This is a genomic window from Vibrio sp. 10N.247.311.51, from assembly GCF_041467855.1.
Taxonomy (GTDB): Bacteria; Pseudomonadota; Gammaproteobacteria; order Enterobacterales; family Vibrionaceae; genus Vibrio; species Vibrio coralliirubri.
The window spans coordinates 140,818-163,703 of record NZ_JBFSVK010000003.1; the positions used below are offsets into that span (position 1 = coordinate 140,818).

The 22,886-nt window shown below is 44.1% G+C and carries 23 protein-coding genes; 8 read left to right on the plus strand and 15 right to left on the minus strand.

Annotated features, from left to right (window positions below):
* Positions 1–117: 117 nt before the first annotated feature.
* Entirely contained in the window at positions 118–654 is a 537-nt protein-coding gene (locus AB6E85_RS04600; protein ID WP_372141644.1) for an RNA-binding S4 domain-containing protein, read from the plus strand.
* 156 nt (positions 655–810) lie between these two features.
* Here AB6E85_RS04600 and AB6E85_RS04605 read toward each other — a convergent pair whose 3' ends face one another.
* The 5 genes from AB6E85_RS04605 to AB6E85_RS04625 all read right to left on the minus strand — a co-directional run bounded on the left by AB6E85_RS04605 (position 811) and on the right by AB6E85_RS04625 (position 7,051).
* A complete protein-coding gene (locus AB6E85_RS04605) occupies positions 811–2,544 on the minus strand; it encodes a sodium:solute symporter family transporter (protein ID WP_017080165.1) in 1,734 nt (577 codons plus the stop codon).
* A complete protein-coding gene (locus AB6E85_RS04610; protein WP_372141708.1) occupies positions 2,537–3,532 on the minus strand; it encodes an ester cyclase in 996 nt (331 codons plus the stop codon). The genes AB6E85_RS04605 and AB6E85_RS04610 overlap by 8 nt, the downstream gene beginning before the upstream one ends.
* A 17-nt stretch (positions 3,533–3,549) precedes the next feature.
* Complete coding sequence (locus tag AB6E85_RS04615; RefSeq protein ID WP_372141645.1) at positions 3,550–4,524, minus strand: nuclear transport factor 2 family protein; 975 nt, start codon at positions 4,522–4,524, stop codon at positions 3,550–3,552.
* Positions 4,525–5,196: 672 nt separating this feature from the next.
* The gene (locus AB6E85_RS04620) at positions 5,197–6,162 is read right to left on the minus strand and encodes a LacI family DNA-binding transcriptional regulator (protein WP_372141646.1); all 966 of its coding nucleotides are present in this window, start codon (positions 6,160–6,162) and stop codon (positions 5,197–5,199) included.
* Between the two features lie 139 nt (positions 6,163–6,301).
* Positions 6,302–7,051 (minus strand): HpcH/HpaI aldolase/citrate lyase family protein, encoded by a 750-nt coding sequence (locus AB6E85_RS04625; RefSeq protein WP_372141647.1) that lies wholly within the window; start codon positions 7,049–7,051, stop codon positions 6,302–6,304.
* 326 nt (positions 7,052–7,377) lie between these two features.
* Between AB6E85_RS04625 and hisD the strand changes: the two genes are divergently transcribed.
* The 6 genes from hisD to AB6E85_RS04655 all read left to right on the plus strand — a co-directional run bounded on the left by hisD (position 7,378) and on the right by AB6E85_RS04655 (position 13,442).
* Positions 7,378–8,670, plus strand: coding sequence for a histidinol dehydrogenase (gene hisD, locus AB6E85_RS04630; RefSeq protein ID WP_050650536.1), 1,293 nt, complete (start codon positions 7,378–7,380; stop codon positions 8,668–8,670).
* Between the two features lies 1 nt (position 8,671).
* Entirely contained in the window at positions 8,672–9,403 is a 732-nt protein-coding gene (locus AB6E85_RS04635) for an SDR family NAD(P)-dependent oxidoreductase (RefSeq protein ID WP_017080156.1), read from the plus strand.
* Positions 9,404–9,420: 17 nt separating this feature from the next.
* Positions 9,421–10,416, plus strand: a complete 996-nt coding sequence (locus AB6E85_RS04640; RefSeq protein WP_050650535.1) for a cupin — start codon at positions 9,421–9,423, stop codon at positions 10,414–10,416.
* Positions 10,417–10,427: 11 nt separating this feature from the next.
* Positions 10,428–11,159: an alpha/beta fold hydrolase gene (locus AB6E85_RS04645; RefSeq protein WP_050650534.1), complete on the plus strand. Its 732-nt coding sequence runs from the start codon at positions 10,428–10,430 to the stop codon at positions 11,157–11,159.
* Between the two features lie 434 nt (positions 11,160–11,593).
* Positions 11,594–12,118 (plus strand): cytochrome b, encoded by a 525-nt coding sequence (locus AB6E85_RS04650; protein WP_048608589.1) that lies wholly within the window; start codon positions 11,594–11,596, stop codon positions 12,116–12,118.
* A 1-nt stretch (position 12,119) separates the two neighbouring features.
* Positions 12,120–13,442 (plus strand): ethylbenzene dehydrogenase-related protein, encoded by a 1,323-nt coding sequence (locus tag AB6E85_RS04655; protein WP_048608588.1) that lies wholly within the window; start codon positions 12,120–12,122, stop codon positions 13,440–13,442.
* A 132-nt stretch (positions 13,443–13,574) separates the two neighbouring features.
* Here AB6E85_RS04655 and AB6E85_RS04660 read toward each other — a convergent pair whose 3' ends face one another.
* Positions 13,575–14,459 (minus strand): LysR family transcriptional regulator, encoded by an 885-nt coding sequence (locus AB6E85_RS04660; protein WP_372141649.1) that lies wholly within the window; start codon positions 14,457–14,459, stop codon positions 13,575–13,577.
* 105 nt (positions 14,460–14,564) lie between these two features.
* Here AB6E85_RS04660 and AB6E85_RS04665 point away from each other — a divergent pair, with 105 nt between their 5' ends.
* The gene (locus AB6E85_RS04665) at positions 14,565–15,527 is read left to right on the plus strand and encodes a nitrilase family protein (protein ID WP_372141650.1); all 963 of its coding nucleotides are present in this window, start codon (positions 14,565–14,567) and stop codon (positions 15,525–15,527) included.
* Between the two features lie 172 nt (positions 15,528–15,699).
* Here AB6E85_RS04665 and AB6E85_RS04670 read toward each other — a convergent pair whose 3' ends face one another.
* Genes AB6E85_RS04670 through AB6E85_RS04710 form a run of 9 tightly spaced genes read right to left on the minus strand, consistent with a single transcriptional unit; the run spans position 15,700 to position 22,598 of the window.
* Entirely contained in the window at positions 15,700–16,143 is a 444-nt protein-coding gene (locus AB6E85_RS04670) for a F0F1 ATP synthase subunit epsilon (protein ID WP_017060844.1), read from the minus strand.
* A gap of 14 nt (positions 16,144–16,157) precedes the next feature.
* Entirely contained in the window at positions 16,158–17,543 is a 1,386-nt protein-coding gene (gene atpD, locus AB6E85_RS04675; RefSeq protein ID WP_019820615.1) for a F0F1 ATP synthase subunit beta, read from the minus strand.
* 44 nt (positions 17,544–17,587) lie between these two features.
* Positions 17,588–18,457 (minus strand): F0F1 ATP synthase subunit gamma, encoded by an 870-nt coding sequence (atpG, locus tag AB6E85_RS04680; protein WP_017064727.1) that lies wholly within the window; start codon positions 18,455–18,457, stop codon positions 17,588–17,590.
* Between the two features lie 46 nt (positions 18,458–18,503).
* Positions 18,504–20,045, minus strand: a complete 1,542-nt coding sequence (atpA, locus tag AB6E85_RS04685) for a F0F1 ATP synthase subunit alpha (protein WP_372141652.1) — start codon at positions 20,043–20,045, stop codon at positions 18,504–18,506.
* Between the two features lie 9 nt (positions 20,046–20,054).
* Positions 20,055–20,606 (minus strand): F0F1 ATP synthase subunit delta, encoded by a 552-nt coding sequence (locus AB6E85_RS04690; RefSeq protein ID WP_372141653.1) that lies wholly within the window; start codon positions 20,604–20,606, stop codon positions 20,055–20,057.
* 11 nt (positions 20,607–20,617) lie between these two features.
* Complete coding sequence (locus tag AB6E85_RS04695; RefSeq protein ID WP_017060839.1) at positions 20,618–21,088, minus strand: F0F1 ATP synthase subunit B; 471 nt, start codon at positions 21,086–21,088, stop codon at positions 20,618–20,620.
* 54 nt (positions 21,089–21,142) lie between these two features.
* Complete coding sequence (atpE, locus tag AB6E85_RS04700; RefSeq protein ID WP_004730405.1) at positions 21,143–21,379, minus strand: F0F1 ATP synthase subunit C; 237 nt, start codon at positions 21,377–21,379, stop codon at positions 21,143–21,145.
* A 45-nt stretch (positions 21,380–21,424) separates the two neighbouring features.
* Complete coding sequence (gene atpB, locus AB6E85_RS04705) at positions 21,425–22,195, minus strand: F0F1 ATP synthase subunit A (RefSeq protein ID WP_048608583.1); 771 nt, start codon at positions 22,193–22,195, stop codon at positions 21,425–21,427.
* A 1-nt stretch (position 22,196) separates the two neighbouring features.
* Positions 22,197–22,598: an ATP synthase subunit I gene (locus AB6E85_RS04710; RefSeq protein WP_048608582.1), complete on the minus strand. Its 402-nt coding sequence runs from the start codon at positions 22,596–22,598 to the stop codon at positions 22,197–22,199.
* Positions 22,599–22,886: the final 288 nt, after the last annotated feature.

Sequence of the window (22,886 nt, forward strand, 5' to 3'; positions counted from 1 at the left end):
GATAGCTTTAATCCAGTGAACTCGATGCTTGAAGCATAATTCAACATGGTCATTTCGTTGTTTTAAGATTACACTGCGCCCAATATTTCAGAAGTACATATTTAGGTAGAGGTCACCATGGACCAAGAACATTACGAAGACGCTGATTGCGAAGGTCAAGAGTTGGGCGAAGAAGGCGAAGAGATTGAAATTGAAGCAATTGGTATTGATGTTTCGTCACAGCCAATCGAGCTCTACAAAGTGTTTAAAATTGCTAACCTAGTGAGTGGTGGCGGTGAAGCTAAGCACATCATCTCTGAAGGCTACGTAGCGGTAAATGGTGAGCTGGAAACACGTAAGCGTCGCAAAATGTACGATGGCGACTTCTTTGAATTCAACCAAGAATACTATGTAGTGGTGTGTGATCAGCCAGTACAAGAAGAATCAGAAAAGCCGAAAAAGAAAGAAGCGCCTAAAAAAGAGAACAAGGCGAAGAAAGGTCAGTCTAAAAAGGATTCTAAGAAGAAGGAATCTAAGAAAAGCAAAGCAGAAATGCTAAGCGCAAAGGCTGAACCAAAGAAAGAGAAAAAAGAGAAGAAACCGAAAAAGAAAGCGGACACGCCGAAGCCAACACGTGATGACAAAAGCGGCCGTAATTCGATTGAGTTCTTCTAAGTTATAGTTCTAAAGTACAGCTCTAAACTGCTGTTCTAAAACTATTCTTTCAAAACGCAAGCAAGGTTAGACCTAGGTTTACGTTAAGCAGATATCAAAAGGCTCACTATTTAGTGAGCCTTTTTTGAATGAGCTAGGTTGAATTTAAATAGAACCCTAACTGACTTGTTCTACTTTGTTTGATTGCTTAGAGCGCTTGAACGCGTAAATCATATAACCGATGACGCTTGTAGCAACAATAACAGAGCAGATTCGGATAAAGTTAATCAACATCGGTGCGTTCTCAATAAACTCGTTAATTCCCCAAAGTAAAACGAGAGAGAATACAAACATGATGAGTAGCCCCCAACAAGGTGCATCGACTTTACCCGGCACAACATACCAACCATCTTCTTTGATCGGTTTGTTCAAACGAGCATATTCTGCTTGTTGACCTTTGACGGTGTAGAGGTGCATTTCTGTCTGTTTACCGGTTAGCAATAAGCTTGCAGCGTATGCGACAGTAGCATTGACTAACACACCGATTACACAGTACCAAGGCCAAGCAATATCAGTCGCAACAGCAACATACCAAATCGCCAAGAAGCTTGCAGCAACACCGATTAATAGTCCCTTCTCTGTTATATGTTTAGAATAAAAACCAAGCACGAACATACAGAAGTTTGCACCTACAAAATAGGAACCTGCTTTACTTAATATTTCTAAAACTGAGCCGGTGCTGGTTGCAAACATGAAGGCTGGAATGATGATACATAACGCCCACATAACCGTGAAGAAACGCGATACTTTGAGGTAATGTTCCTCTGACTCGTTTTTCTTGTAAAAGCGTTTGTAGAAGTCAGAAACTGAGACGGTAGCCATCGAGTTAAAAGCGGAATCTAGACTAGACATGCTTGCTGCAAGAATAGCGGCCGCGATGATTCCCATCAAGCCTGGCATACCATATTCGCTGGCATAGTGCAGGATAATGGTGTTTCCATTTTCGAACTCTTTACCATCGTAATAAGCGTTAAATAACACGCCTAATAGGATAAATACGAAGTAGATGAAGAAAGCAACGTAACCCATCATTAGCATCGCTTTTTTCGCATCACCCATGTTTTTAGCCGCCATACAGCGTTGAACCATCATTTGGTTACCGCCATAAACAGTGGTGTGGAACATTGTCATTGCGATAACGCCAGCCCATACGGTGGTAACTTGGCTTAAATCTAAATTCGTTTGTAACGCATTCGTCATGCCTTGTGACTTGAGATCTTGCATCACTTCGGTCATGGGTTGTGGCATGCCATTCCAGACGGCTTCGATGATGATAAATGCGCCAAGAAACAGAATGACCGCTTGGATTACATCTGTCCAAATAACGGCGGCAATTCCCCCCATTACGGTATAAATCAGTGCGATAACAGTGACAATGACGATGCAGTAAGTAACGTCGATGCCTGTAATGAATTCGAGGATTAACGAGGTCGCATATAAGACCGCAGCTGAGCTTATCGCCTGTTTAATTAAGAAGATCAAAGACAGAGTGATACGTGAGGCTTTACCAAAGCGTCGTTCTTGATATTCATAAATCGAAGTGAGGCCGTTGTTGTAGAAAAACGGCATAAACACAGCAACGATAAAGAAAATCACCAAAGGGTAGTTAAGGTGGATGGCGATCACTGACAAGCCTTCTTTGTAAGACCAAGCCGGCCCACCCAAGAAAGACATAGCACTGACATAGGTACACACAACGGAAATACCGATGGCCCACCATGGAATATTTTTATCGCCTAATGCAAATTGGTTAGCGGAAGTCACACGTCTACCAACGAGTGCACCCATAACTAAAGTAAGGACGATATAAGTACCGAGAATTGTCCAGTTTAAAGCTCCAAACTCATACATGCTCACGTCCTTTTAATTGTTCATCCATTTGCTCAAACAGATCGTAACCAAGCTGTTTTAATATGTGTGCTATATCAATAGCGACCCAGTTTTCCTTGAGTAATTCTCCTTCGCGTCGCCAGATATCCATAACACGAAGTTCGATGTGCTTGCCTGTAGGCGCTAACCCTAACCAGCCACTGCTACCAGTATGTGTACCGTGCATGTGTGGCCAACCCCCAGTGGATACGTAGTCATTTTTGGACAAAATGTTGAGCTCGATATCGACACTTCGATCAGGGAACGCAAATACAAATGGCCCTTGATGGTGGTCTCTGAAACCTTGGATTCCACGTGTCGTACCGATCCCAGCAGGCCCATACCACATAAAATCGTCATGCCAGTAGTTTTCTAGATCCATTGAATCAAGGCGCTTTCCGTCAAATCGACCCAAGCAAGCCAACATATCTAGCACTAACTTTTGGCTTTTCTGGCTCTCTTCAGCTGCGATGCTAACTGTCTGTATTCCGTCTTGAGTCGCTGGGGCAGGGACCAATCCAGTATGACCTAAGCTTTTGCGTAACGGATTAACGCCAGCTTGGTTCATTGCATCAATAAAATCAGGGATTAGATAGGATTCAATAATTTGGCCATCTTGGATGCATACCATTTCGGTGTAGCGCAAGTAGAGCGTTTTTCCTGTTGCTGGAATACCAAATAACGGCTGGGTAAATGTGCCGACAAAATAACCCGTAGAGTTTACCCAAGTGCGGCCTTCGTATTCACCTTGCATAACGATTGATGGACGTCGTTCAACATCAGGTAGTGAGTTTACAAGCGGTAATAGGAATGCTTGCTCGGTCGCCTTGACACCAGATACGTCATTAATCGGATGTGCGACACACCATTTAACATCAGCATTTAACATCTCGTGGACTACTTGAGTACGTTCTGATGAGTGAGCGTTAAAATAGGTTTTGTAGAAATTCTCAATCAAGCTGTTCAAAATAATACTTCCTTATATAGTTAACCGATTTGGATTAGAATCTGTTTCCAGACCGCACTTTCATCAAGTAGCGTAAACTCTCTGCGTAGACCCCAAGGTCCAAACTCTGCATGGCTGATTCCCATGATGTAAACGTCTTTCCCGGTTGGCTTTCCAAACATACCGTAGCCTTCATGCTTGCCTTGCAACGACCAACGAATAGCAGCTCGAGGTGACATCATTTCGTCATTGCGACCAATGCGGTGGTGTATTTTGAACTCAGCGTTCGGAAACGAAGAGCGCAGTGACATCCAAAATTGGTCGATTTCATTATGAGAGAGTGCTGTTTGCCCACCCGTGTATTCGCCGATACATGCGCGGTCATATTCTGTTGGTATTACTGAGAACTCAGCATTCATTACACGTCGCAGTATGTCTTCATAGCGCTGACCGTATTCATTGTCGTTACCTATGCCAAGGTAAGGGCCTTGTATGTCGACTTGAGGAGTGAAAGGGTATGAGCATTGTTCAACGCCACCCTCTATTTCAATTTGTTGACGGGCATACTCTTCTGACGTCATACCCAGTTGGTTTGCAATCGCAGCGATGTCTCGGATCATCCACTCATCATTGATTTGATTATTGATGGCATGACAGTCTGCGATAATTCGAAACTTAAGTGTTTTATTCGTGGCTTTACCAAACACGCCATCATTAGTATGAGTTGCTGTTGAAATGATTCGATGTGATGAAAGCATGCCTTGTTCAGGAGTCCCCGACCAAATAACGTCTTCACCCAATAAGGTACGGTTTGGGAACTCGGCTAGCGTGCCCATGGTCGCGCTAATGACCTTTTCGTTTCCCTTCGTGATGGAGAGTGGTGTACGGACGATAATGTCAGGTGAGTAATAGTTATGCAGGGTACTCAGACCTCGATCTTCCCAAATTTCTTTAGTGATACCTAATATGTAGTCTGGAAAATCTTGCCATTTAGAATCAAAGCCAACCATAGCCATTTATCGCCTCCTGATGCGTCAAAAGTTTCGTTATTGAATTAGTTTTGGTTACGTATCCAATATTGCCTTTTGTTGCTATTGTGTCAATGAGGTGTATTGCATATGTTTCTTTATTGTGGGTTGGATCTGTTTTTTAACAATTCACTAAATACGACTCTCTTAAGATAAATTGAATGAAGATTAATTATTAATCGAGTGTATATGAACAACATAATTGGGTTTAAAGGCAGTGCTTTATTCTTTAACTTATTGTATTTAATTAATATTTAATTCCGTGAAGAAGTGTGCATCAAATCAGATAATGCTCTGTGACGATTTGTCATATCGAAGTGATGACGAGAAAAAATTTAGAGTAATGATTCTAGTTCGATGAGGTTTGACTTTAATTGTTAATTATTTGTTTAAGATTGTTTAACTGCGAATGAATTCGCATGCAACAATAAGTTTGAGAATGATTGGATTGAAAAAGCCACTCAAAGGTGAATATCAAGTGGCTTTGTTCACGGAAACGTTTAAGACAATAACTCCGGAAGAAACAGTGATATGGCTGGAATAAAGGTAATGATCATCACGACCTTTTTATAATCCAACTCTTTGTAGACAAACATGCCGAAAAACAATCCGTATAGCACACCAATCGCAGCGGATTTAATTGGTGTAACGAGAAAGGATTTATTGTCTGAGTGCAGTACTACCGCGTTCTATGATGGTGCCGGGTTCAAGTAGGTACTCGCCCTTCGCATCTTCATTGTCGTTAATCCGTTGCATCAAGTCTTCGACGGCACTTTTTACGATTTTATCGATAGGCTGGGCAATGGTGGTGAGGTCATAGCTTGGCCAAGCTGCCATGGGGATATCATCGACGCCCATAATTGCGAAGTCTTGTGGGATGTTACACCCAAGCTTTCTCAAGCCATCCATAACGCCCATTGCGAGAATGTCGTTGGCACAGAACACGGCGTCAGGTTTTGAAGTGTGTTCCATCAGCTCTTTGGCTGCTTCTAATCCTGCTTCAAAACTGTATTTTGCGTTGATGAATATAGGGGAGGCCGCTTCACGTGTTTTTGCGGTTTCAGAGAAGCCTAACCAACGCTTGTCGCTGGTCATTGAGCCTGCATCACCACTGACATAAGCCAGTTGTTTGTAGCCTTTATCAAGTAAATAATCAGCCGCTTGCGTGCCAGCTCGCTGGTTGTCTAAGCCAGCGCTGTTCGCATTAATGCTTTCTGTATAACGGTTGATGAGGCTTAAGTGAACGCCAAACTTTTCACATTGTGCAAACGCTCGGGAGGTGAGGCGGCTGGTGGCGATGATTAAGCCATCAACTTGATATTCAATTGCACGTGAGATAGCGAGATCGAGGTCATCTTTGTCGATAGGGCAGAGTACAACTTGACCGCCACGCTTTTGAATTTCCATCGCGAGCGCACGAGATTGCAAGTCGTACATTGGGTTCGATTCACTATCGAGTGCGATAGCTACAAGTCCTGAGCGATTAGAAATCAAGCTACGAGCAATAGCATTGGGTGTATAGCCAAGCTTGGTAGCGGCATCCATCACCATTTTTCGCTTCTTCTCACTGATACTTGCAGTCGGGCTAAATGCCCGAGAAACGGTAGATTGAGATACGCCAAGCATCTTGGCGACATCAATAGAAGTAACTTTCGCTTTTATGGTGAATCTCCTTATAACGCGATAAATCCAAGCGCAACGTCATAGTCAATGAGTCTGGTTTGATAATTACAATACGTGTAACCGTTGAAATCACAAAGAAAAATTATGAATTCATGACGGCTTGCTCATTTCGAAAGCCATCAATGATCATTTTGTGTTCAGAACCCACACAAAAGAAGGACACGCCAAGTTCTTTCCAGTCACGCGCAGCCTGAGCATTTGCGACGAACATACCTACAGGTTTGTTTGCTTTTTTAGCCGCTTCAATGATCTTGATGCTTGCTTCACGCACGCACTCTTCGTTAACGCTCGCTGCTCCGTAAGATACGGCTAAATCAACTTGACCGATGAACAATGCATCAATGCCTTCAACTTTTGCTATAGATTCAGCATTTATCACCCCCTCCGGGTCTTCTATTTGTGCAATTACGACGGTGTTATTTTGGCTGTCTTGTAAGTGGTTTGCCATCGGTTTAGTCGCGTACTTTGCTGCTCGGCTTGAGCCGGCATACCCTCGGCCGCCTTCACCGTAATGAGACATCTTCACCAGTTTCTCTGCTTGTTCTGCACTGCATACGTGTGGGATTTGAATTCCAGTCGCCCCGCAATCTAGTGCATTCAGTATGGTCGATGGCTGGCTATCTTGGACTCGAACAACGCAAGGCAGTTGGTTGGCACGAGCAGCAAGTAGACAAGCATCCAGAGTCGAACGATCAAAAGGTGCATGTTCAGCATCCAATACAACGAAAGGCAGCCCTGCTAGCGCAAGCACTTCAATGATGTGTGGGTGGGGCGTTTTGACAAATGTGCCGAGCAGTTCTGCGTGGTTTAGTGTGTTTTTAAAGTTATCCATTTCTTTTTATCTCTCCATTGCAAAGGTATGCAAAACTTAACATGTGTTGTTGTAAAAAAAGAGTAAAAACTATGTGATCAATGCAACATTATATGATTGTTTTTTGCGATTAATGAATGCCGCGTTGATGGTGCTTTTGGTTAAAGTCATTATTTAACAGAGACTTATGTGATTTTTGTTTGATTTTCTCTTTTATTTGCCAAGTGTTAAAAAAATGTTTATGTTTATTTTGCATTCGTATCCAAAAGTATACAAAAACAAAGAATAAACTCTGTTAAAACCAATAATCAGCAAACACTAGGCATACGCCACAAGGAGAATTACGCATGGCTCGCATTCTAAAACACGGCATCACTGAAGAAGCATCAGCATCAAACAACGCGCAAGTGCGCCAAACGGTAGAGAACATTCTTTCTGACATTGAAAAGAAAGGTGACAGTGCAGTACGTGAGCTTTCAGAAAAATTTGATAACTGGTCTCCGGAGCAGTTTCGCTTAACAGATGAGCAAATTCAGGCCTGTGTGGACGCATTGGACGAATCAACCAAACACGACATTGAATTTGCACAAACACAGGTTCGCAACTTCGCTCAAATCCAACGTGACTCAATGCACGATGTTGAAGTAGAAACCATGCCAGGTGTCGTACTGGGCCACAAAAACGTACCAGTAAACAGTGTTGGTTGTTACATCCCAGGTGGTAAGTACCCATTGGTTGCATCAGCGCACATGAGTGTACTTACTGCAAAGGTTGCTGGTGTGAAACGCGTTATTGCTTGCGCTCCTCCTTTTAACGGCCAACCAAATGTGGCGATTGTTGCGGCAATGGCGATGGCGGGTGCGGATGAGATTTACTGTTTTGGCGGCGTACAAGCGGTAGGTGCAATGGCACTTGGTACAGAAACGATTGCTCCAGTAGATATGATCGTTGGTCCGGGTAACGCATTTGTCGCAGAAGCAAAACGTCAATTGTTTGGTCGTGTTGGTATCGATTTGTTCGCTGGTCCGACAGAAACATTGGTTATTGCTGATGAAGAAGGTTGTGACCCTGAATTAGCAGCAGCGGATCTATTGGGTCAGGCTGAACACGGTTATAACTCTCCAGCTGTTCTTTTGACGAACAGTGAAACATTTGCAAAAGAGACGGTAAAAGAAGTTGAGCGTCAGCTGACTATTCTTCCTACCGCTGAAATCGCAGGTAAGGCTTGGGAAAATTACGGACAAGTTATCCTTTGTGACAGCTACGAAGAGATGGTTGAAGTGGCCGATGATCTTGCTTCTGAGCACGTACAAGTAATGACAAAAGATCCTAAGTACTTCCTAGATAACATGACCAACTACGGTGCGTTGTTCTTAGGTCGTGAAACCAACGTTTCTTACGGCGATAAATGTATCGGCACTAACCATACATTGCCAACGAATAAAGCTGCACGCTACACCGGTGGTCTGTGGGTTGGTAAATTCATTAAAACATGTACTTACCAGCGCGTAACGGAATCAGCTTCGCTAAAAGTAGGTGAGTACTGTTCACGCCTATGTGCACTAGAAGGTTTCGCTGGCCATAAAGAGCAAGCAGACATTCGTGTACGTCGTTACAAAGAAAAATCGGTAGAGGCATAACATGACAAAAATCGCCTTAGTTACAGGCGGCAGTGGCGGCATTGGTGCCGCCATATGTCACAAGCTCGCGCAATCTGGTTACCGCGTTGTGTTTACCTACAACAGTAATGAAAGCGCAGCTCAAACTATCTTAGATACTTTGCAAGGCTCAGGTCATGCCATGTATCAACTTAATGTTGAAGACAGCTCTGCGATTGGCGCATTAGCGGACCAAGTTAAAGAGTCGTCAGCTTCTTTAGACTTATTAGTTAACTGTGCAGGCATGACAAAGTTTGTCGCGCACAGTGACTTAGCATCCTTGAATGATGAGTTGATAGATAAGATCTTCCGCGTCAATGTTCGTGCTCCATTCGCCATGGTTCGTGCGTTTGAACCCTTACTTCGTAGCGCTAAAGGTTGCGTGGTGAACATCACCTCAATTGCAGCGCAAACCGCAATGGGCAGTAACGTGGCTTACTGTGCGAGTAAGTCTGCAGTCGAGAATATGACACGATCATTAGGTCGAGCGTTGTCTCCTGACATTCGAGTGCTCGCTGTCGCTCCAGGCTTAGTGGATACCGAATTTGTCAAAGGGCTAGATGATGAATGGCGTAATGCACAAGAGCAATCGACACCACTAAAGCGATTAGCCAGTGATGAAGAGGTTGCCAACGCTGTTTATGCCGCTGCGGAACTACTGACATTTTCAACGGGTAATACCATCGCAGTGGATGGTGGCAGGCCGCTAGGTTAGGTAAGAAGGAATTTAGAATGACTCTACAAAATACAATAAATAATAATCTCGTTCGTTACATGGAGCTGATCCCAGGTACAAGTGCTTTCATTGATGCACGTACTCCAGGCAGCGATCTAAAAGATAACTTCTGCATCATTGGTGCTGGTGTGGCTGAAAGCAGCCGTCAGCACGTTCATATTCGTGAAACGGCTGGTTTTAACATAGGTGCTGCTGGTCAGCCTCCTGGCATTAAGAACTCGCTGCACTCTCATCACACTGCTGAACTGTTCGTGGTCTTCAAAGGTCAGTTTAGATTCTATTGGGGTAACGAAGGTGAACACGAAGCGGTGCTTTCACACGGTGATGTCATCTCTATTCCGACCAATCTTTTTAGAGGCTTTGAGGTAGTAGGGCGTGATTACGGCTTTATGTACTCTGTTTTAGGTGGCGATAACTCTGGTGGTGGTGTGGTTTGGCACCCAAGCGTAATTACGGATAGCCAAGGTTACGGCTTATACCTAAAAGCAGACGGTACATTGGTTGATACCATTGACGGCGATGCTATTCCAAATGAGTCTGAGCTGATGCCTCTGCTAACGAGCGAAGAGTTGAGCAAATTTGATACTTACACGGCTGAGCAGATGATGCCTTTTGTTGCGCTGAAAAAGGATTACCGAGAGGTTTCTGGTGATTTTGATAAGCCGGGCGTTAAACAGTTTGCGTTAACAGGGCACCCATCATCTGACTACGACTTCCAAGTTAAAAGCGTTGATGACGTCAGTATCATGGCTTATGAGTTGACTGAAGGTGCAAGCATCCCAGTACACAAACGTAGTGAGAAGCAGGTACTGATTAACTTTGAAGGTGATACATTGTTAAACATCGTTCAAGACGGTGAGCAGGCGCAAGTCGTGCTCACCACTGGTGATGTGTTCAGTGTTCCAGATGGCGCCTCATACAGCCTTGAAAACCTGAGAGGCACTAGCTTTACTTACGTTGTTCTTGGTTCTGACCAGCCACAAACTCTATAGGGTAACGAATGATGAAACCAGAAGTACCACTGTTATGGCTACCTGGTTTGTTGTGTGATGAAACGTTGTTCCAAGACGTCAATAAAGAGCTGCCCAATTGGGTGGCTCCTTTTACTTGTGATTTAGGAACGGAAACATCCATGCAAGCCTTGGCGAGTAAAGTGTTAGAGAACGCACCGGCAACTTTCGTGCTTGGAGGTTTGTCTATGGGGGGAATTCTAGCGTTTGAAGTGTTTAGACAGGCACCACAACGCGTGAAAGGTTTGATCTTAATGGACACCAATTCCGCAGATGAAAAGTCAGAGGTATCGGAGAAAAGAAACGCCTTGGTCGATAAAGCAAAAGCAGGGGAATTTGAGTCAATAACCCCTGACATCTTAATGCCAGTGCTCATTCATCCGAACCAGTTAGCGAGCCAAGAACTGACTCAAAGAATCACACAAATGGCGAATAATATTGGTGTTGAAAGGTTTGAGGCTCACGCTCAAGCACTAGCGACTCGCCCCGATGCTAGACCATTGCTGGCCGACATTCAGATTCCGACGTTGATCATCACAGGCAAAGACGACCTGTTATGTCCAATCGATAATCACCTGTTAATGGCAAAGCACATCAAACAGGTATCGCTTCACGTCATTCCTGATTGTGGCCATTTGTCGACAATGGAGCAGCCTAAGGTGGTCGCGAAATTCATCTCTGACTGGTTGAGTGCTAACGAGTTTCCTGTAAGGAAATTTGGATAGCTAATTATTATTCAGCATTGATTAGCTTCAATGAATGAACCTAATATTTTTACTCATGTTAGGTTCACCTTTTCTTTTTCTGAATAGATTTTATTGTTGAAAAATCCTCTTATTACAATTTAAACCCTTCCTCTTCAATTCAAATTAATTTCCTCTAGATAACAATGTTTAGCAGCCTAGATTAAATCTGATAAATAAATTTATCTTGTTTTTTTACATAACTCTAATCTGCAGTTTCTCATCGATATATTAAGCTATTTCAATGGTTTGTTGGAGATTAACGTCTGTCCGGAAAGGAAATTGACCGTCATCAAAAGTCCTGAGTGTGAGTAGAAAATATAATATTAGTACTTTAGTGGTATTAGCTGCTGAAGATAATAAAAATCATATCAATAAAATTTTCTCTTTATTAACGATACACTTAGGAATTAATTATGAAGGTATTTGTCCCTACCGAGCATTTCAGTCCTGTCAGTAAGTTTATACACATCGTCTCCGCCGTTGCCTTTATCGGTGCGCTGTTGATCATGCTGCTTGCGCCAGACCCTGATTCATTTGCTTTTGGTGTTCACCAATCTTTGGGCATGTTGGTTATTGTGCTGTATTTGGCTCGTATTGTTTGGATGAACTGGGCGGGAAAGCCGAATGCGCTTGGTACTAAGTTCGAAAAATTTATGGCGCACATGGCTCACTTAGCCTTATATGGCATTTTGATTCTGATGCCGTTATCTGGCCTGCTTATCGCGATGGCAAAAGCCAAAGATACCGTTGTGTTCGGTTTATTCACCATTCCTGGACTTGCGGAGCGTAATTCAGGTTTGATCGATTTTGCTTCTGGTCTCCACTCTTTCTTAGAAATCATCTGTTACCTGCTGGTCGCTATGCACGTTGGTGCAGCGCTTTATCACCACTTTATCCTTAAAGATGAAACCCTTAGCCGAATGATGGGGAAGAAATAATATGACAAAGTTCTCTATAAGAAATAGCGTTTTACTTGCTGCGTTGAGTGGTCTGTCTTTGAGTGCCAATGCTTACAATATGAGTATCTATGACACGGAATTAGACGTCGATTGGAGCGACATTCCTGTGGTTGAGAAAACCATGTTTTTCCCGGGTAAAGTGACCTTCGATTGGATCAATTCACCAGCGCATAAAGGCACGCTCAAAAAAGGCTTTGAAACCAAAACCTGTTCGAGCTGCCACCAAGGGGAGGAAGAAGGCCTTGGTGAAATGTTGGTGCAAGATGACAGGCTAGGTAACTTCCCAGATAAGAAAGGCTCGATTCCTGCCGAGTTCCAGTTTGCACACGATGATGAACATCTTTATGTGAAAGGAACGTGGAAAACGGAATCGCCTTTCCCAGCACGCTTACATGACACGCTTCTTTTCCAAGAAGGCAAATGGACAATCATTGGCGGTGACCGAGGCAAAAACCCTTACACTCCCATCTATGAAGACCGCTTCTCGTTGATGATTGACGATGGCTCTGTATTGCAGTTCCGCGAACAAGGTTGTTGGATGTCTTGCCACCGTGGTGCGCGAGACATTGGCCAAGCAACAGCGAGAGATGTTCAAGCATTGGATGTGGTTGGCGCGTTTGGCTTAGATCAGAAAGACATTCGTAAGTACCTTCCTGAGTCTCGCACTGAGCGTTACGGTGTAAACTGGGACAAAGTGAAGCCACAAGAAGAAATCGATAAGCTGAAAGCGGAAGGGCAGTTTGTTGATTTGATGCAATGGCGTTCGACGCGTTCTGCACCCACCAACAGTGCTGATGATGGTTATGTTTTTGAGTATCGTTTGAACGATAAAGGCACTACTGTGTTTACTTGGAACTTCGACAAGAAAACAGGCCTACCTAAGTATATGTACGATAAGTCTGTAACCGGTTTTTATGCGTTGAATAAAGAAGACTTCAACGACCTCAACAAGAAGATTGCAATGGTCGAAGGCGTTAACGTGATGCCTTACGACGCAAGTAAAATTGAAGAAGGTCAATATCTTCAAGGACGATTAAACCGAGAGGGTGCTGGCTCTGCAGGTGATAACAACCAAGTATTCTCTTCATGGGAAGACGGTAAATACACGGTTATCTTCAAACGTAAGTTGAACACTGGCCACCCCGAAGATGATAAAATCATGGAAATTGGCGGCACTTATGACATGAACATCGCGATTCACGATGGCGAAACAACAACACGTTTCCACTATGTCGCATTCCCATTTACGGTTGGTATTGGGGAAGGTTCCGAGGGCAGTGTTATTGCGTTGCCTATTAAGTAACGATTAACTTCACTTGATGTGAGAAACAATCTTAGGCTCTTGGTTGGTGTGCGATTCGTATAATCAACAAGAGCCTTTTTTCAAATTCAACCAACTGCTGCCCTAACTTTTGCTCTACTTGTCTCTTTGGCTTTATGTTTGCTTAGCTTGATCAGCTACAAACTCTACAAATCTATCCCTGAGTGGGTTGTCACTCTCTCCATTCCAGGTCAACCCGACAGGCCAAGTCGCGTGTTCACCTTCTAACGCAATGAATTCCACATCAGTGTTACTAATGTACTGCGCACTGCTGGGAACAATAGTGAAACCGATATTGGCAGAAACCAACGCCAGTAGGGTAAGAATGTCGTCGGCTTCTTGTGTCTTAGATAAGTCGATTTTATTGGCAAGACAATATTGTTGAATCTGTCTGTCTAATCCGGGGCCACGGTGCTGAGCCAATTTTAGATAAGGCCATTTCGATAACTCAATGAGAACCTGATCGTTACCTGGCGCTTGTTTGAGAAGGTCTTTGTGTACCGCAATCACAAGCGAATCATTGAATAGGGTTAGACTTTCTAAACCCAAAGAGTTAGGTATCCGATTGAAGCTGATATCGAGATCATGGCTCAATAACTCGTCTGTCTGCTGCTTAGACGGTGTGTCATTTAAGGTGACGTGAACCTCTGGATATTGCTGTTTATACGCCGCAATCAGCTTAGGCGCTTCATGATAAGTGGACACGCCAAAGCCAATGTTCAAATGCCCCTGAGTTCCTTTCACCACCGAGCCTGAAAGTTGCTCAAACGCCTGCATTGAATGAACCAAACGTTGGGCTTCTGTCAGTAATGTTTTTCCTGCGTGTGTCAGTTCGGCGCCATTTCTGCCACGAGAGAATAGACTCGTCCCAATGTTGGATTCAAGTCGTTGAATCTTTTTGGTAAGAGCTGACTGAGTGATGTAGAGCTGCTCTGATGCCAGGCGATAATTGCCCGATTTAGCCAACTGACAAAATGCTTTCAGTAAATCAAATTTCATTCCAAATGCTCATTGAATTAAGAATATCTTTCATTTTATGGAATTGAATCGATTTTTTATACTGAGTTCATACCAAATCAGATTAAGCGAAATCGAGGACGAATCATGAAGAGAGACATCAAAGTAGCGTCGGTTCAATTCAATCACCATGCGGGTGACAAGGCGTATAACCTATCTGTGATAGAGCAATATGTTCAAAAGGCTGCGGATAGTGGTGTGGAGATCATCAGCTTCCCAGAGATGTGCATCACTGGCTACTGGCATGTGTCTGCTTTGTCGCGAGACGAGATAGAAGCACTAGCGGAACCTGTGCCGAGTGGTGAATCGACTCAAAAGCTGATTGCACTAGCAGCACAATTTGGAATGAGTGTTGGCGCAGGCTTGATAGAGCAGGGTGTGGATGGCGAGTTATACAACACCTACGTATTCGTCATGCCTAATGGTGAGGTTCAGAAACACCGTAAACTGCACACCTTTGTGAGCCCTCATATGAGTAGCGGCGACCAATTTACAGTGTTCGATACGCCTCATGGTTGCAAAGTCGGTCTCTTGATTTGTTGGGATAACAACTTGGTTGAGAATGTTCGAATTACTGCATTGAAAGGCGCCGATATTTTGATTGCACCACACCAGACGGGCGGTTGTCAGTCACGTAGCCCCAATGCGATGAAGCGAATTGACCCAGATTTATGGTTTAACCGAGATGAAAACCCAGAGGTGATTCGAGCTGAAATGCAGGGTAAAAATGGGCGCGAATGGCTAATGCGTTGGTTGCCTGCAAGAGCACACGATAACGGTATGTTTGTGGTGTTCAGCAATGGTGTGGGTGTTGATATGGATGAAGTGAGAACAGGCAATGCGATGATCTTAAGCCCTTATGGGGAAATCATCACCGAGACGGACAGCGTTGATGACGATATGGTGATTGCGAATTTGAAAGCGCAAGAGCTAGAGATGTGTACCGGGAGACGTTGGATTCGTGGTCGTAAGCCTGAGCTTTATCATTCGCTGACGCAGTCGTTAGGTCATGAACTTGACCCACACCAAGCGCGCTTTGCAGAGAAATAATGTTGTAAGCACGGGTGAAAAAGGATGTACTAGTAGCGGTTAAAAGGGTGGGGAAGTTGAAAGAGAAGTGAGGGCTTCTGATGTAGTCTACCCACTTAAATCATGTTTAAGTGGGTAGACTATTTACACATCAAGCACTAAGCCATAAGCACTAAGCATCTAAGTTCTATTCTCAGTGTCTTGTGTGAGAAGAAGTCAGTTCTGATGCACGTAACTGAGCAACGGCTTTCGCCAATTCTAGCTGAGCTTGTGCAAAGTTAATGTCTATGTTGCCCTTGTTGATGTTCTCTAGAGCGGCATATTTCGCTTCTTCTGCGCGAGCGCGGTCAATGTCTTTACCATGCAAGGCCGTGTCGGCTAACAACGTAACCACATCCGGCTGAACTTCCAGCATCCCACCAGAGACATAAAGCACTTGGCCTTCTGATTTAGGGTCTGTAACAAACACGGTTACGCCCGGTTTGATCTTACTGAGAAGCGGAGAGTGACCGGGGCGAATCCCCAGTTCACCGTCAGCGCCAGAAACGGCTAGGGCATACGCTGGACCTGAAAACAGCGTACCTTCCGCACTTACAATATTAAGTTGAAATGTATTATCTGTAATTCCGATAGCCATGGTGCACCTACCTCTTAGAGTGATTTTGCTTTGTTAAGCACTTCGTCGATAGAGCCACAGTACAAGAACGCTTGCTCTGGGATATCGTCATATTCACCGCTTAACAGACCTTTAAAGCCTCTTAGTGTTTCGCTTAGCGGTACAAAGACACCTTTCTGACCGGTAAACACTTCGGCTACGTGGTAAGGCTGAGTTAAGAAACGTTCAATCTTACGAGCGCGAGATACGGTCTGTTTGTCTTCAGTTGAAAGCTCATCCATACCAAGAATCGCGATGATGTCTTTTAGCTCTTTGTAGCGTTGCAGTGTTGTTTGTACTTTTTGTGCAATGTCGTAGTGCTCTTGGCCAACCACAAGTGGGTCTAACTGGCGAGAGGTTGAATCCAATGGGTCAATCGCAGGGTAGAGGCCCAATGCCGCGATATTACGAGACAGTACAACGGTCGCATCTAAGTGAGCAAAGGTTGTTGCTGGTGATGGATCGGTCAAGTCATCCGCAGGTACGTATACCGCTTGGATAGACGTGATAGAGCCTTGTCTAGTTGAAGTGATACGCTCTTGAAGCACGCCCATCTCTTCAGCTAGTGTTGGTTGGTAACCTACTGCTGAAGGCATACGACCTAGCAGAGCTGATACCTCAGTCCCGGCAAGCGTGTAACGGTAAATGTTATCAATGAACAACAGTACGTCACGACCTTCATCACGGAAGCGCTCAGCCATAGTTAGGCCAGTAAGTGCTACACGTAGACGGTTTCCCGGTGGCTCGTTCATTTGGCCGTAAACCATGGCTACTTTGTCTAGTACACCCGCTTCTTTCATCTCGTAGTAGAAGTCGTTACCTTCACGAGTACGCTCACCTACACCGGTAAATACAGAAAGACCTGAGTGGGCTTTGGCGATGTTGTTGATAAGCTCCATCATGTTGACGGTTTTACCTACACCAGCACCACCGAACAGACCAATTTTACCACCCTTAGCGAATGGACAGATAAGGTCGATAACCTTAACGCCGGTTTCTAAAAGCTCAGTGCTGTTTGCTTGTTCTTCATAAGAAGGGGCTTCACGGTGAATCTCGTAGTTTTCTTTCTGACCGATTTCACCACACTCATCGATAGGTTGACCAAGCACGTTCATGATACGGCCTAGCGTTTCTTCACCCACAGGAACCGTGATTGGTGAGCCTGTGTTTTCAACCGTTAGGCCACGACGCAAGCCATCTGACGTACCCATTGCAATACAACGAACGATATTGCTACCCAGTTGTTGCTGTACTTCCAATACTAACGAGCTTGCTTCGTCGCTAGTCACTTTCAATGCATCATAAACGCGTGGGCTGTTGCCGCCGCTGAACTCGACGTCAACCACCGCGCCGATTACTTTAACTATTTTTCCAACACTCATTCTTAAATCCTCAAATTCTGTTCTTGACCCAGTCTTTTCTAGCCCTAGACAGCTTGTGCACCTGAGACTATTTCACTCAGCTCTTGGGTAATGGCAGCCTGACGCGCCTTGTTGTAGACCAATTGCAAGTCGTCAATGAGTTGGCCTGCGTTATCAGTCGCCGCTTTCATAGCGACCATTCGGGCTGCTTGCTCACAGGCAATGCTCTCAACAATGCCTTGATACACTTGCGATTCGATGTATCGATGTAACAGTTCTGAGAGTATGTCTTTGGGTGCTTGCTCATAGATGTAGTCCCAACGACGCGCTTTTTTAGGCTCACCACCTTCCTCAGAATCCGAAGGGTGGGGGAGCAACTGCAAGGTCGTTGGCGCTTGAACCATGGTGTTGACGAACTGGTTGTAAACGAGATACAAGCTGTCGATCTTGCCTTCGTCGTAATGCCCCAGCATCGCGTTCACCGTACCTAAGATGTCTTCTAACTTAGGGGTATCGCCAAGACCTGACGTTTGTGCAATAACGTTGCCGCCGCGTTGGAAGAACGAGATAGCCTTAGATCCCACTAAGGTTGTTTCTACCTCGACTCCCTTGGTGCGCCATTGCTCCATTTCTTCTAACACTTTCTTGAACAAGTTTGAGTTCAAGCCGCCACACAAGCCGCGATCGGACGAGATAATGATGTAAGCGACACGCTTAGGTTCACGCTGTTGCAGGTAAGGGTGCTGGTATTCCAGCGAACCCGATGCAACATGAGAGATAACTTTTCGCATGTTCTCGGCGTAGGGGCGAGTTAGCGTCATGTTGTCTTGAACCTTGCGCATCTTACTTGCTGCAACCATTTCCATTGCGCTAGTGATTTTCTGAGTGTTACTAACACTGGCTATCTTGGTGCGAATTTCTTTAGTACTTGCCATAATCTGCTCCTATTTGTTTTGATTTCCAGCTAACAAACCGGAGCACTTACCAAGCTTTCATCCCAACAAAACCTTCTAGGATCTCTTTAAGAGCGCCGTCGATTTCGTCGTTGTAATCGCCTGTCGCGTTGATTTTTTCGAACAACGCAGGGTTCTGACCTTTGGCGTAAGCAATCAGCTCTTCTTCAAAACGGGCAATGTTGCTTAGCTCAACACCGACCAAGTAGCCTTTCTCTGCCGCGTAAATAACCGTTGCTTGCTCAGCGACTGACATAGGAGAGTATTGTTTTTGCTTCATTAATTCGGTAACACGCTCACCGTGGTCTAGCTGTTTGCGCGTCATCTCATCTAAGTCAGAAGAGAATTGAGCAAAGGCCGCCAGCTCGCGATATTGAGCTAATGAAGTACGGATACCACCAGACAGTTTCTTGATGATCTTGCATTGCGCCGCACCGCCCACACGAGATACCGAGATACCTGGGTCTACTGCAGGACGTAGGCCTGAGTTAAACAGTTGGGTTTGAAGGAAAACCTGACCATCTGTGATTGAGATTACGTTGGTTGGTACAAACGCTGATACATCACCCGCCTGAGTTTCAATGATAGGAAGCGCCGTTAATGAGCCTGTTTGGCCTTTCACTTCACCGTTAGTGAACTTCTCTACATACTCTGCATTCACTCGTGCTGCACGTTCTAGTAGGCGTGAGTGAAGGTAGAATACGTCGCCAGGGAAGGCTTCACGACCCGGTGGGCGTTTCAGTAGCAACGAGATTTGACGGTAAGCAACGGCTTGTTTTGATAGGTCATCATAGATGATCAGCGCATCTTCACCGCGGTCACGGAAGTATTCACCCATGGTGCAACCCGCATAAGGGGCTAGGTATTGAAGCGCTGCAGACTCTGATGCTGACGCCACAACGACGATGGTGTTTTTAAGCGCATCGTGGTCTTCGAGTTTACGAACCACGTTAGCGATAGTGGAGGCTTTTTGGCCAATCGCTACATACACACATTTGATGCCAGAATCTTTCTGATTGATGATCGCATCGATAGCTAACGCTGTTTTACCCGTCTGACGGTCACCGATGATAAGTTCACGTTGACCACGACCGATTGGCACCATGGTATCAACCGCTTTGTAGCCAGTTTGAATTGGCTGATCAACAGACTTACGTTCGATTACACCGGGTGCAATCACTTCTACAGGGTCGAGTCGGTCACAACTCACTGGGCCTTTGCCATCGATTGGCTCGCCTAATGTGTTCACAACACGGCCAAGAAGTCCGTTACCGACAGGTACTTCCAAGATACGACCTGTACCTTTCACTTTCATACCTTCAGAGAGGTCAGTGTAGGGGCCCATAACCACCGCACCTACTGAATGGGTATCGAGGTTAAGTGCGAGTGCGTATTTGCCACCTGGTAGCTCAATCATCTCACCTTGCATAACATCAGCAAGGCCATTGATTGTGATGATGCCATCACGAACCGATACGATAGTACCTTCGTTGCAAGCCTCGGTGCTCACATTAAATTTCGAGATGCGTTCTTTGATTAGATCGCTGATTTCATTTGAATTTAATTGCATAATTGTTACCTATATCGCGTGAAGTTGATGAGCCAATCGGTCAATTGATGTGTTTAAGGAACCATCGATAACGGTTTCACCCGCTTTGATGACCATTCCACCTACTAACGTGTCATCAATAACTTGCTTCATTTCAACCTGACGCTCTAATTTCTTCTCAAGTGCAGCTGTTAGTGACGTAACTTGATCCTGTGTCAGCATTTCGGAACTGGTGACAGTGACAGGCACTACACGTTCATGTTCGTCCTTTAGCTCGCAGAACAATTCAAACAGGTCTCTTACAACAGAAAGGCGGCCGTTCTCGGCCAAGACTCGAATAAGATTAATGACGTGGTCATCAACGAGTCCTTGGCAAATATGAATGATGAGGTTTGCCAGCTCTTCTGTTTGGTGTGTAGAAGCACCTTCTGCTGAAGAAATCTGACTAGCGATCGTTTCTTCTTCCGCGACAGCCACAAGAATGGACAGCATTGAGTGCCACTCTTGTAACTGGTTTTCACCTAAAGCAAATTCAAACGATGCTTTGGCGTAGGGATGAGCAATATTGGTGTAATCTGACATATTGCCTCTCCTTAGAGTTCGCTAATCATTTGGTCAACTAGCGCTCGGTTCGTTGCGGAATCTAGGTTTTTGCTAATCAGTTTCTGTGCACTTTGAATCACTGCGTCTGCCATATCCGCCTGAAGTTCACGGCGTATCTTTTGGCGTTCGCCTTCTAGCTCAGCTCTACCTTGTTCTAAGATGCGTGCCTTTTCTTGCTCGGCTTCTTGTTGCGCTAAACTGATGATTTCATTGCGGCGTTTTCGGCCTTGTTCAACCAGTTCAGTCACATCTTTTCTTGCATCTTCGATGAGTTGCGCGCCATTTGATTTCGCTAGTTCTAGCTCTTTCGCAGCGTTCTCTGAGTGGCGTAAACCATCAGCGATTTCTTTTTGGCGCTCGTCTAACATCGCGGTGAGAGGGGGCCATACATATTTCATGCAGAGCCAAACAAAAATCACGAATGAGATTGCTTGTCCAAACATGCTTGCATTTAAGTTCATACCTTCCTCACTAAATCTTGATTATGTATAAATCGGTCTTTCAAAGCGGTTTGATTAAGCCACGGCGAAGATGATGTATAGACCGATACCAACACCGATCATCGGTACCGCATCCACAAGACCCATCATGATGAAGAATTGAGTACGAAGCATTGGAGTAAGGTCTGGTTGACGCGCAACACCTTCAAGGTATTTACCTGCTAAGTTACCAATACCAGATGCTGCACCTGCTGCACCTAAACCGATCAGTAATGCACCTGCTACATATAAAACTGCGCTTACGATATCCATTTGTATCTCCGAAAATAATTTGTTAGTTAATTTTTTAGTTATTAATTAGTGGTGTTCTTCTGTTGCCATTCCTAAATAAACAACGGTCAGTACCATAAATATAAATGCTTGTAAGAATACGATTAATATGTGGAATAAGGCCCAAGGTACACTCAGTGCCCACTGCATCCACCAAGGCATTAGTGCAATAAGGATGAATATCATCTCGCCTGCATACATATTTCCGAATAATCGTAAGCCTAGTGATATTGGCTTTGAAATTAATGTTATTAATTCAAGAACTAAGTTAACAGGATATAAAAGAGGGTTATCAAATGGCTGAGTAGTTAGCTCTTTGATAAAGCCTTTCAAACCTTTATTTTTAAACGTATAAGTTAACAATAAAATAAACACACCGAGTGCCATCGACATTGGTATATTTACGTCTGCTGTTGGTAGGTCTCTAAAGTGCTCTAGACCCACAGCTCGAGTTAACCCCGGGATTAAATCAATGGGTAATAGGTCGACTGCATTCATTAACAACACCCAAACAAAAGTGGTTAATGCCAGTGGCCCTATTAATTTATCTTCCGCTTGAAAAATCTCTTTGACTAGATTATTAACAAAGTCAAAGACAAGCTCGATAAAACATTGAAAACGACCTGGAACGCCGCTAGTGCCACGAGTGGCCACATAGCGAAATGCACCGATGAAAAGTAAACCTGTAATCCAAGATACCAACATCGAGTCAATGTTAAACGCCCAGAAACCATCACCTGTAGTTAAGAAGGTTAAGTGATGCTCTATGTATTCGTGAGCGGTAGTTACTTGATCCATACTACGCGTACTCCGATCTATTAGAGGCGGTAATAAACGGTGTTAAGAAGTATCCAACCATAGTAAAGATGTACGCATATAATATTACTGGGTTATCCAATTTGAAGAATTGGAACGCCAAGATAAACATCAAAAACGTATATGTTATTTTTACGACACGACTCATTTGCATTAAGTCACGTAAACTATAATTAGGGTTCTTACGCACCTTTAGGCTTGCATATATAAATCCAAACAGCGGTGGCAACATTGCAATTACGATGCCCAAAGCTGATGATTCCATATCTACTTTATTACCAAAAAACACTTCATATAAAACTACACCGATGGCTAATACTATTTGGCAGAGAACAACTCTTTTAGCGGCAACAAGGATGTCGCTACTAATCCCATTAAGCCTCATAATAAAACCTTATGCTAAACAGTGTAAGTTAATATAAAACACAGTTTAAATTTAACTTGTTACTACATTTCACTTGTTAATAACACTTGATTTGCTTTAAAGAAAAACCCTTGCTGGTTTTATATCTCCTGACGAAATGAAACGAATTAAGCTAATTCGCTATCGTTTCGACAAAATATAAATTACGCCTAAAATTATGTGATCAAAACGACAAATATTGACATCAATAATTCCATTTTTGAAATGAGTGTTTTTCATTTATGAAAGTAATAGTTCTATCACTTTATT

Coding starts and splice junctions, on each gene's coding strand:
- AB6E85_RS04600 (WP_372141644.1), top strand. CDS start 118: ATGGACCAAGAACATTACGAAGACGCTGATTGCGAAGGTCAAGAGTTG.
- AB6E85_RS04605 (WP_017080165.1), bottom strand. CDS start 2,544: ATGTATGAGTTTGGAGCTTTAAACTGGACAATTCTCGGTACTTATATC.
- AB6E85_RS04615 (WP_372141645.1), bottom strand. CDS start 4,524: ATGGCTATGGTTGGCTTTGATTCTAAATGGCAAGATTTTCCAGACTAC.
- AB6E85_RS04620 (WP_372141646.1), bottom strand. CDS start 6,162: ATGCTTGGCGTATCTCAATCTACCGTTTCTCGGGCATTTAGCCCGACT.
- AB6E85_RS04625 (WP_372141647.1), bottom strand. CDS start 7,051: ATGGATAACTTTAAAAACACACTAAACCACGCAGAACTGCTCGGCACA.
- hisD (WP_050650536.1), top strand. CDS start 7,378: ATGGCTCGCATTCTAAAACACGGCATCACTGAAGAAGCATCAGCATCA.
- AB6E85_RS04635 (WP_017080156.1), top strand. CDS start 8,672: ATGACAAAAATCGCCTTAGTTACAGGCGGCAGTGGCGGCATTGGTGCC.
- AB6E85_RS04640 (WP_050650535.1), top strand. CDS start 9,421: ATGACTCTACAAAATACAATAAATAATAATCTCGTTCGTTACATGGAG.
- AB6E85_RS04645 (WP_050650534.1), top strand. CDS start 10,428: ATGAAACCAGAAGTACCACTGTTATGGCTACCTGGTTTGTTGTGTGAT.
- AB6E85_RS04650 (WP_048608589.1), top strand. CDS start 11,594: ATGAAGGTATTTGTCCCTACCGAGCATTTCAGTCCTGTCAGTAAGTTT.
- AB6E85_RS04655 (WP_048608588.1), top strand. CDS start 12,120: ATGACAAAGTTCTCTATAAGAAATAGCGTTTTACTTGCTGCGTTGAGT.
- AB6E85_RS04660 (WP_372141649.1), bottom strand. CDS start 14,459: ATGAAATTTGATTTACTGAAAGCATTTTGTCAGTTGGCTAAATCGGGC.
- AB6E85_RS04665 (WP_372141650.1), top strand. CDS start 14,565: ATGAAGAGAGACATCAAAGTAGCGTCGGTTCAATTCAATCACCATGCG.
- AB6E85_RS04670 (WP_017060844.1), bottom strand. CDS start 16,143: ATGGCTATCGGAATTACAGATAATACATTTCAACTTAATATTGTAAGT.
- atpD (WP_019820615.1), bottom strand. CDS start 17,543: ATGAGTGTTGGAAAAATAGTTAAAGTAATCGGCGCGGTGGTTGACGTC.
- atpG (WP_017064727.1), bottom strand. CDS start 18,457: ATGGCAAGTACTAAAGAAATTCGCACCAAGATAGCCAGTGTTAGTAAC.
- atpA (WP_372141652.1), bottom strand. CDS start 20,045: ATGCAATTAAATTCAAATGAAATCAGCGATCTAATCAAAGAACGCATC.
- AB6E85_RS04690 (WP_372141653.1), bottom strand. CDS start 20,606: ATGTCAGATTACACCAATATTGCTCATCCCTACGCCAAAGCATCGTTT.
- AB6E85_RS04695 (WP_017060839.1), bottom strand. CDS start 21,088: ATGAACTTAAATGCAAGCATGTTTGGACAAGCAATCTCATTCGTGATT.
- atpE (WP_004730405.1), bottom strand. CDS start 21,379: ATGGATATCGTAAGCGCAGTTTTATATGTAGCAGGTGCATTACTGATC.
- atpB (WP_048608583.1), bottom strand. CDS start 22,195: ATGGATCAAGTAACTACCGCTCACGAATACATAGAGCATCACTTAACC.
- AB6E85_RS04710 (WP_048608582.1), bottom strand. CDS start 22,598: ATGAGGCTTAATGGGATTAGTAGCGACATCCTTGTTGCCGCTAAAAGA.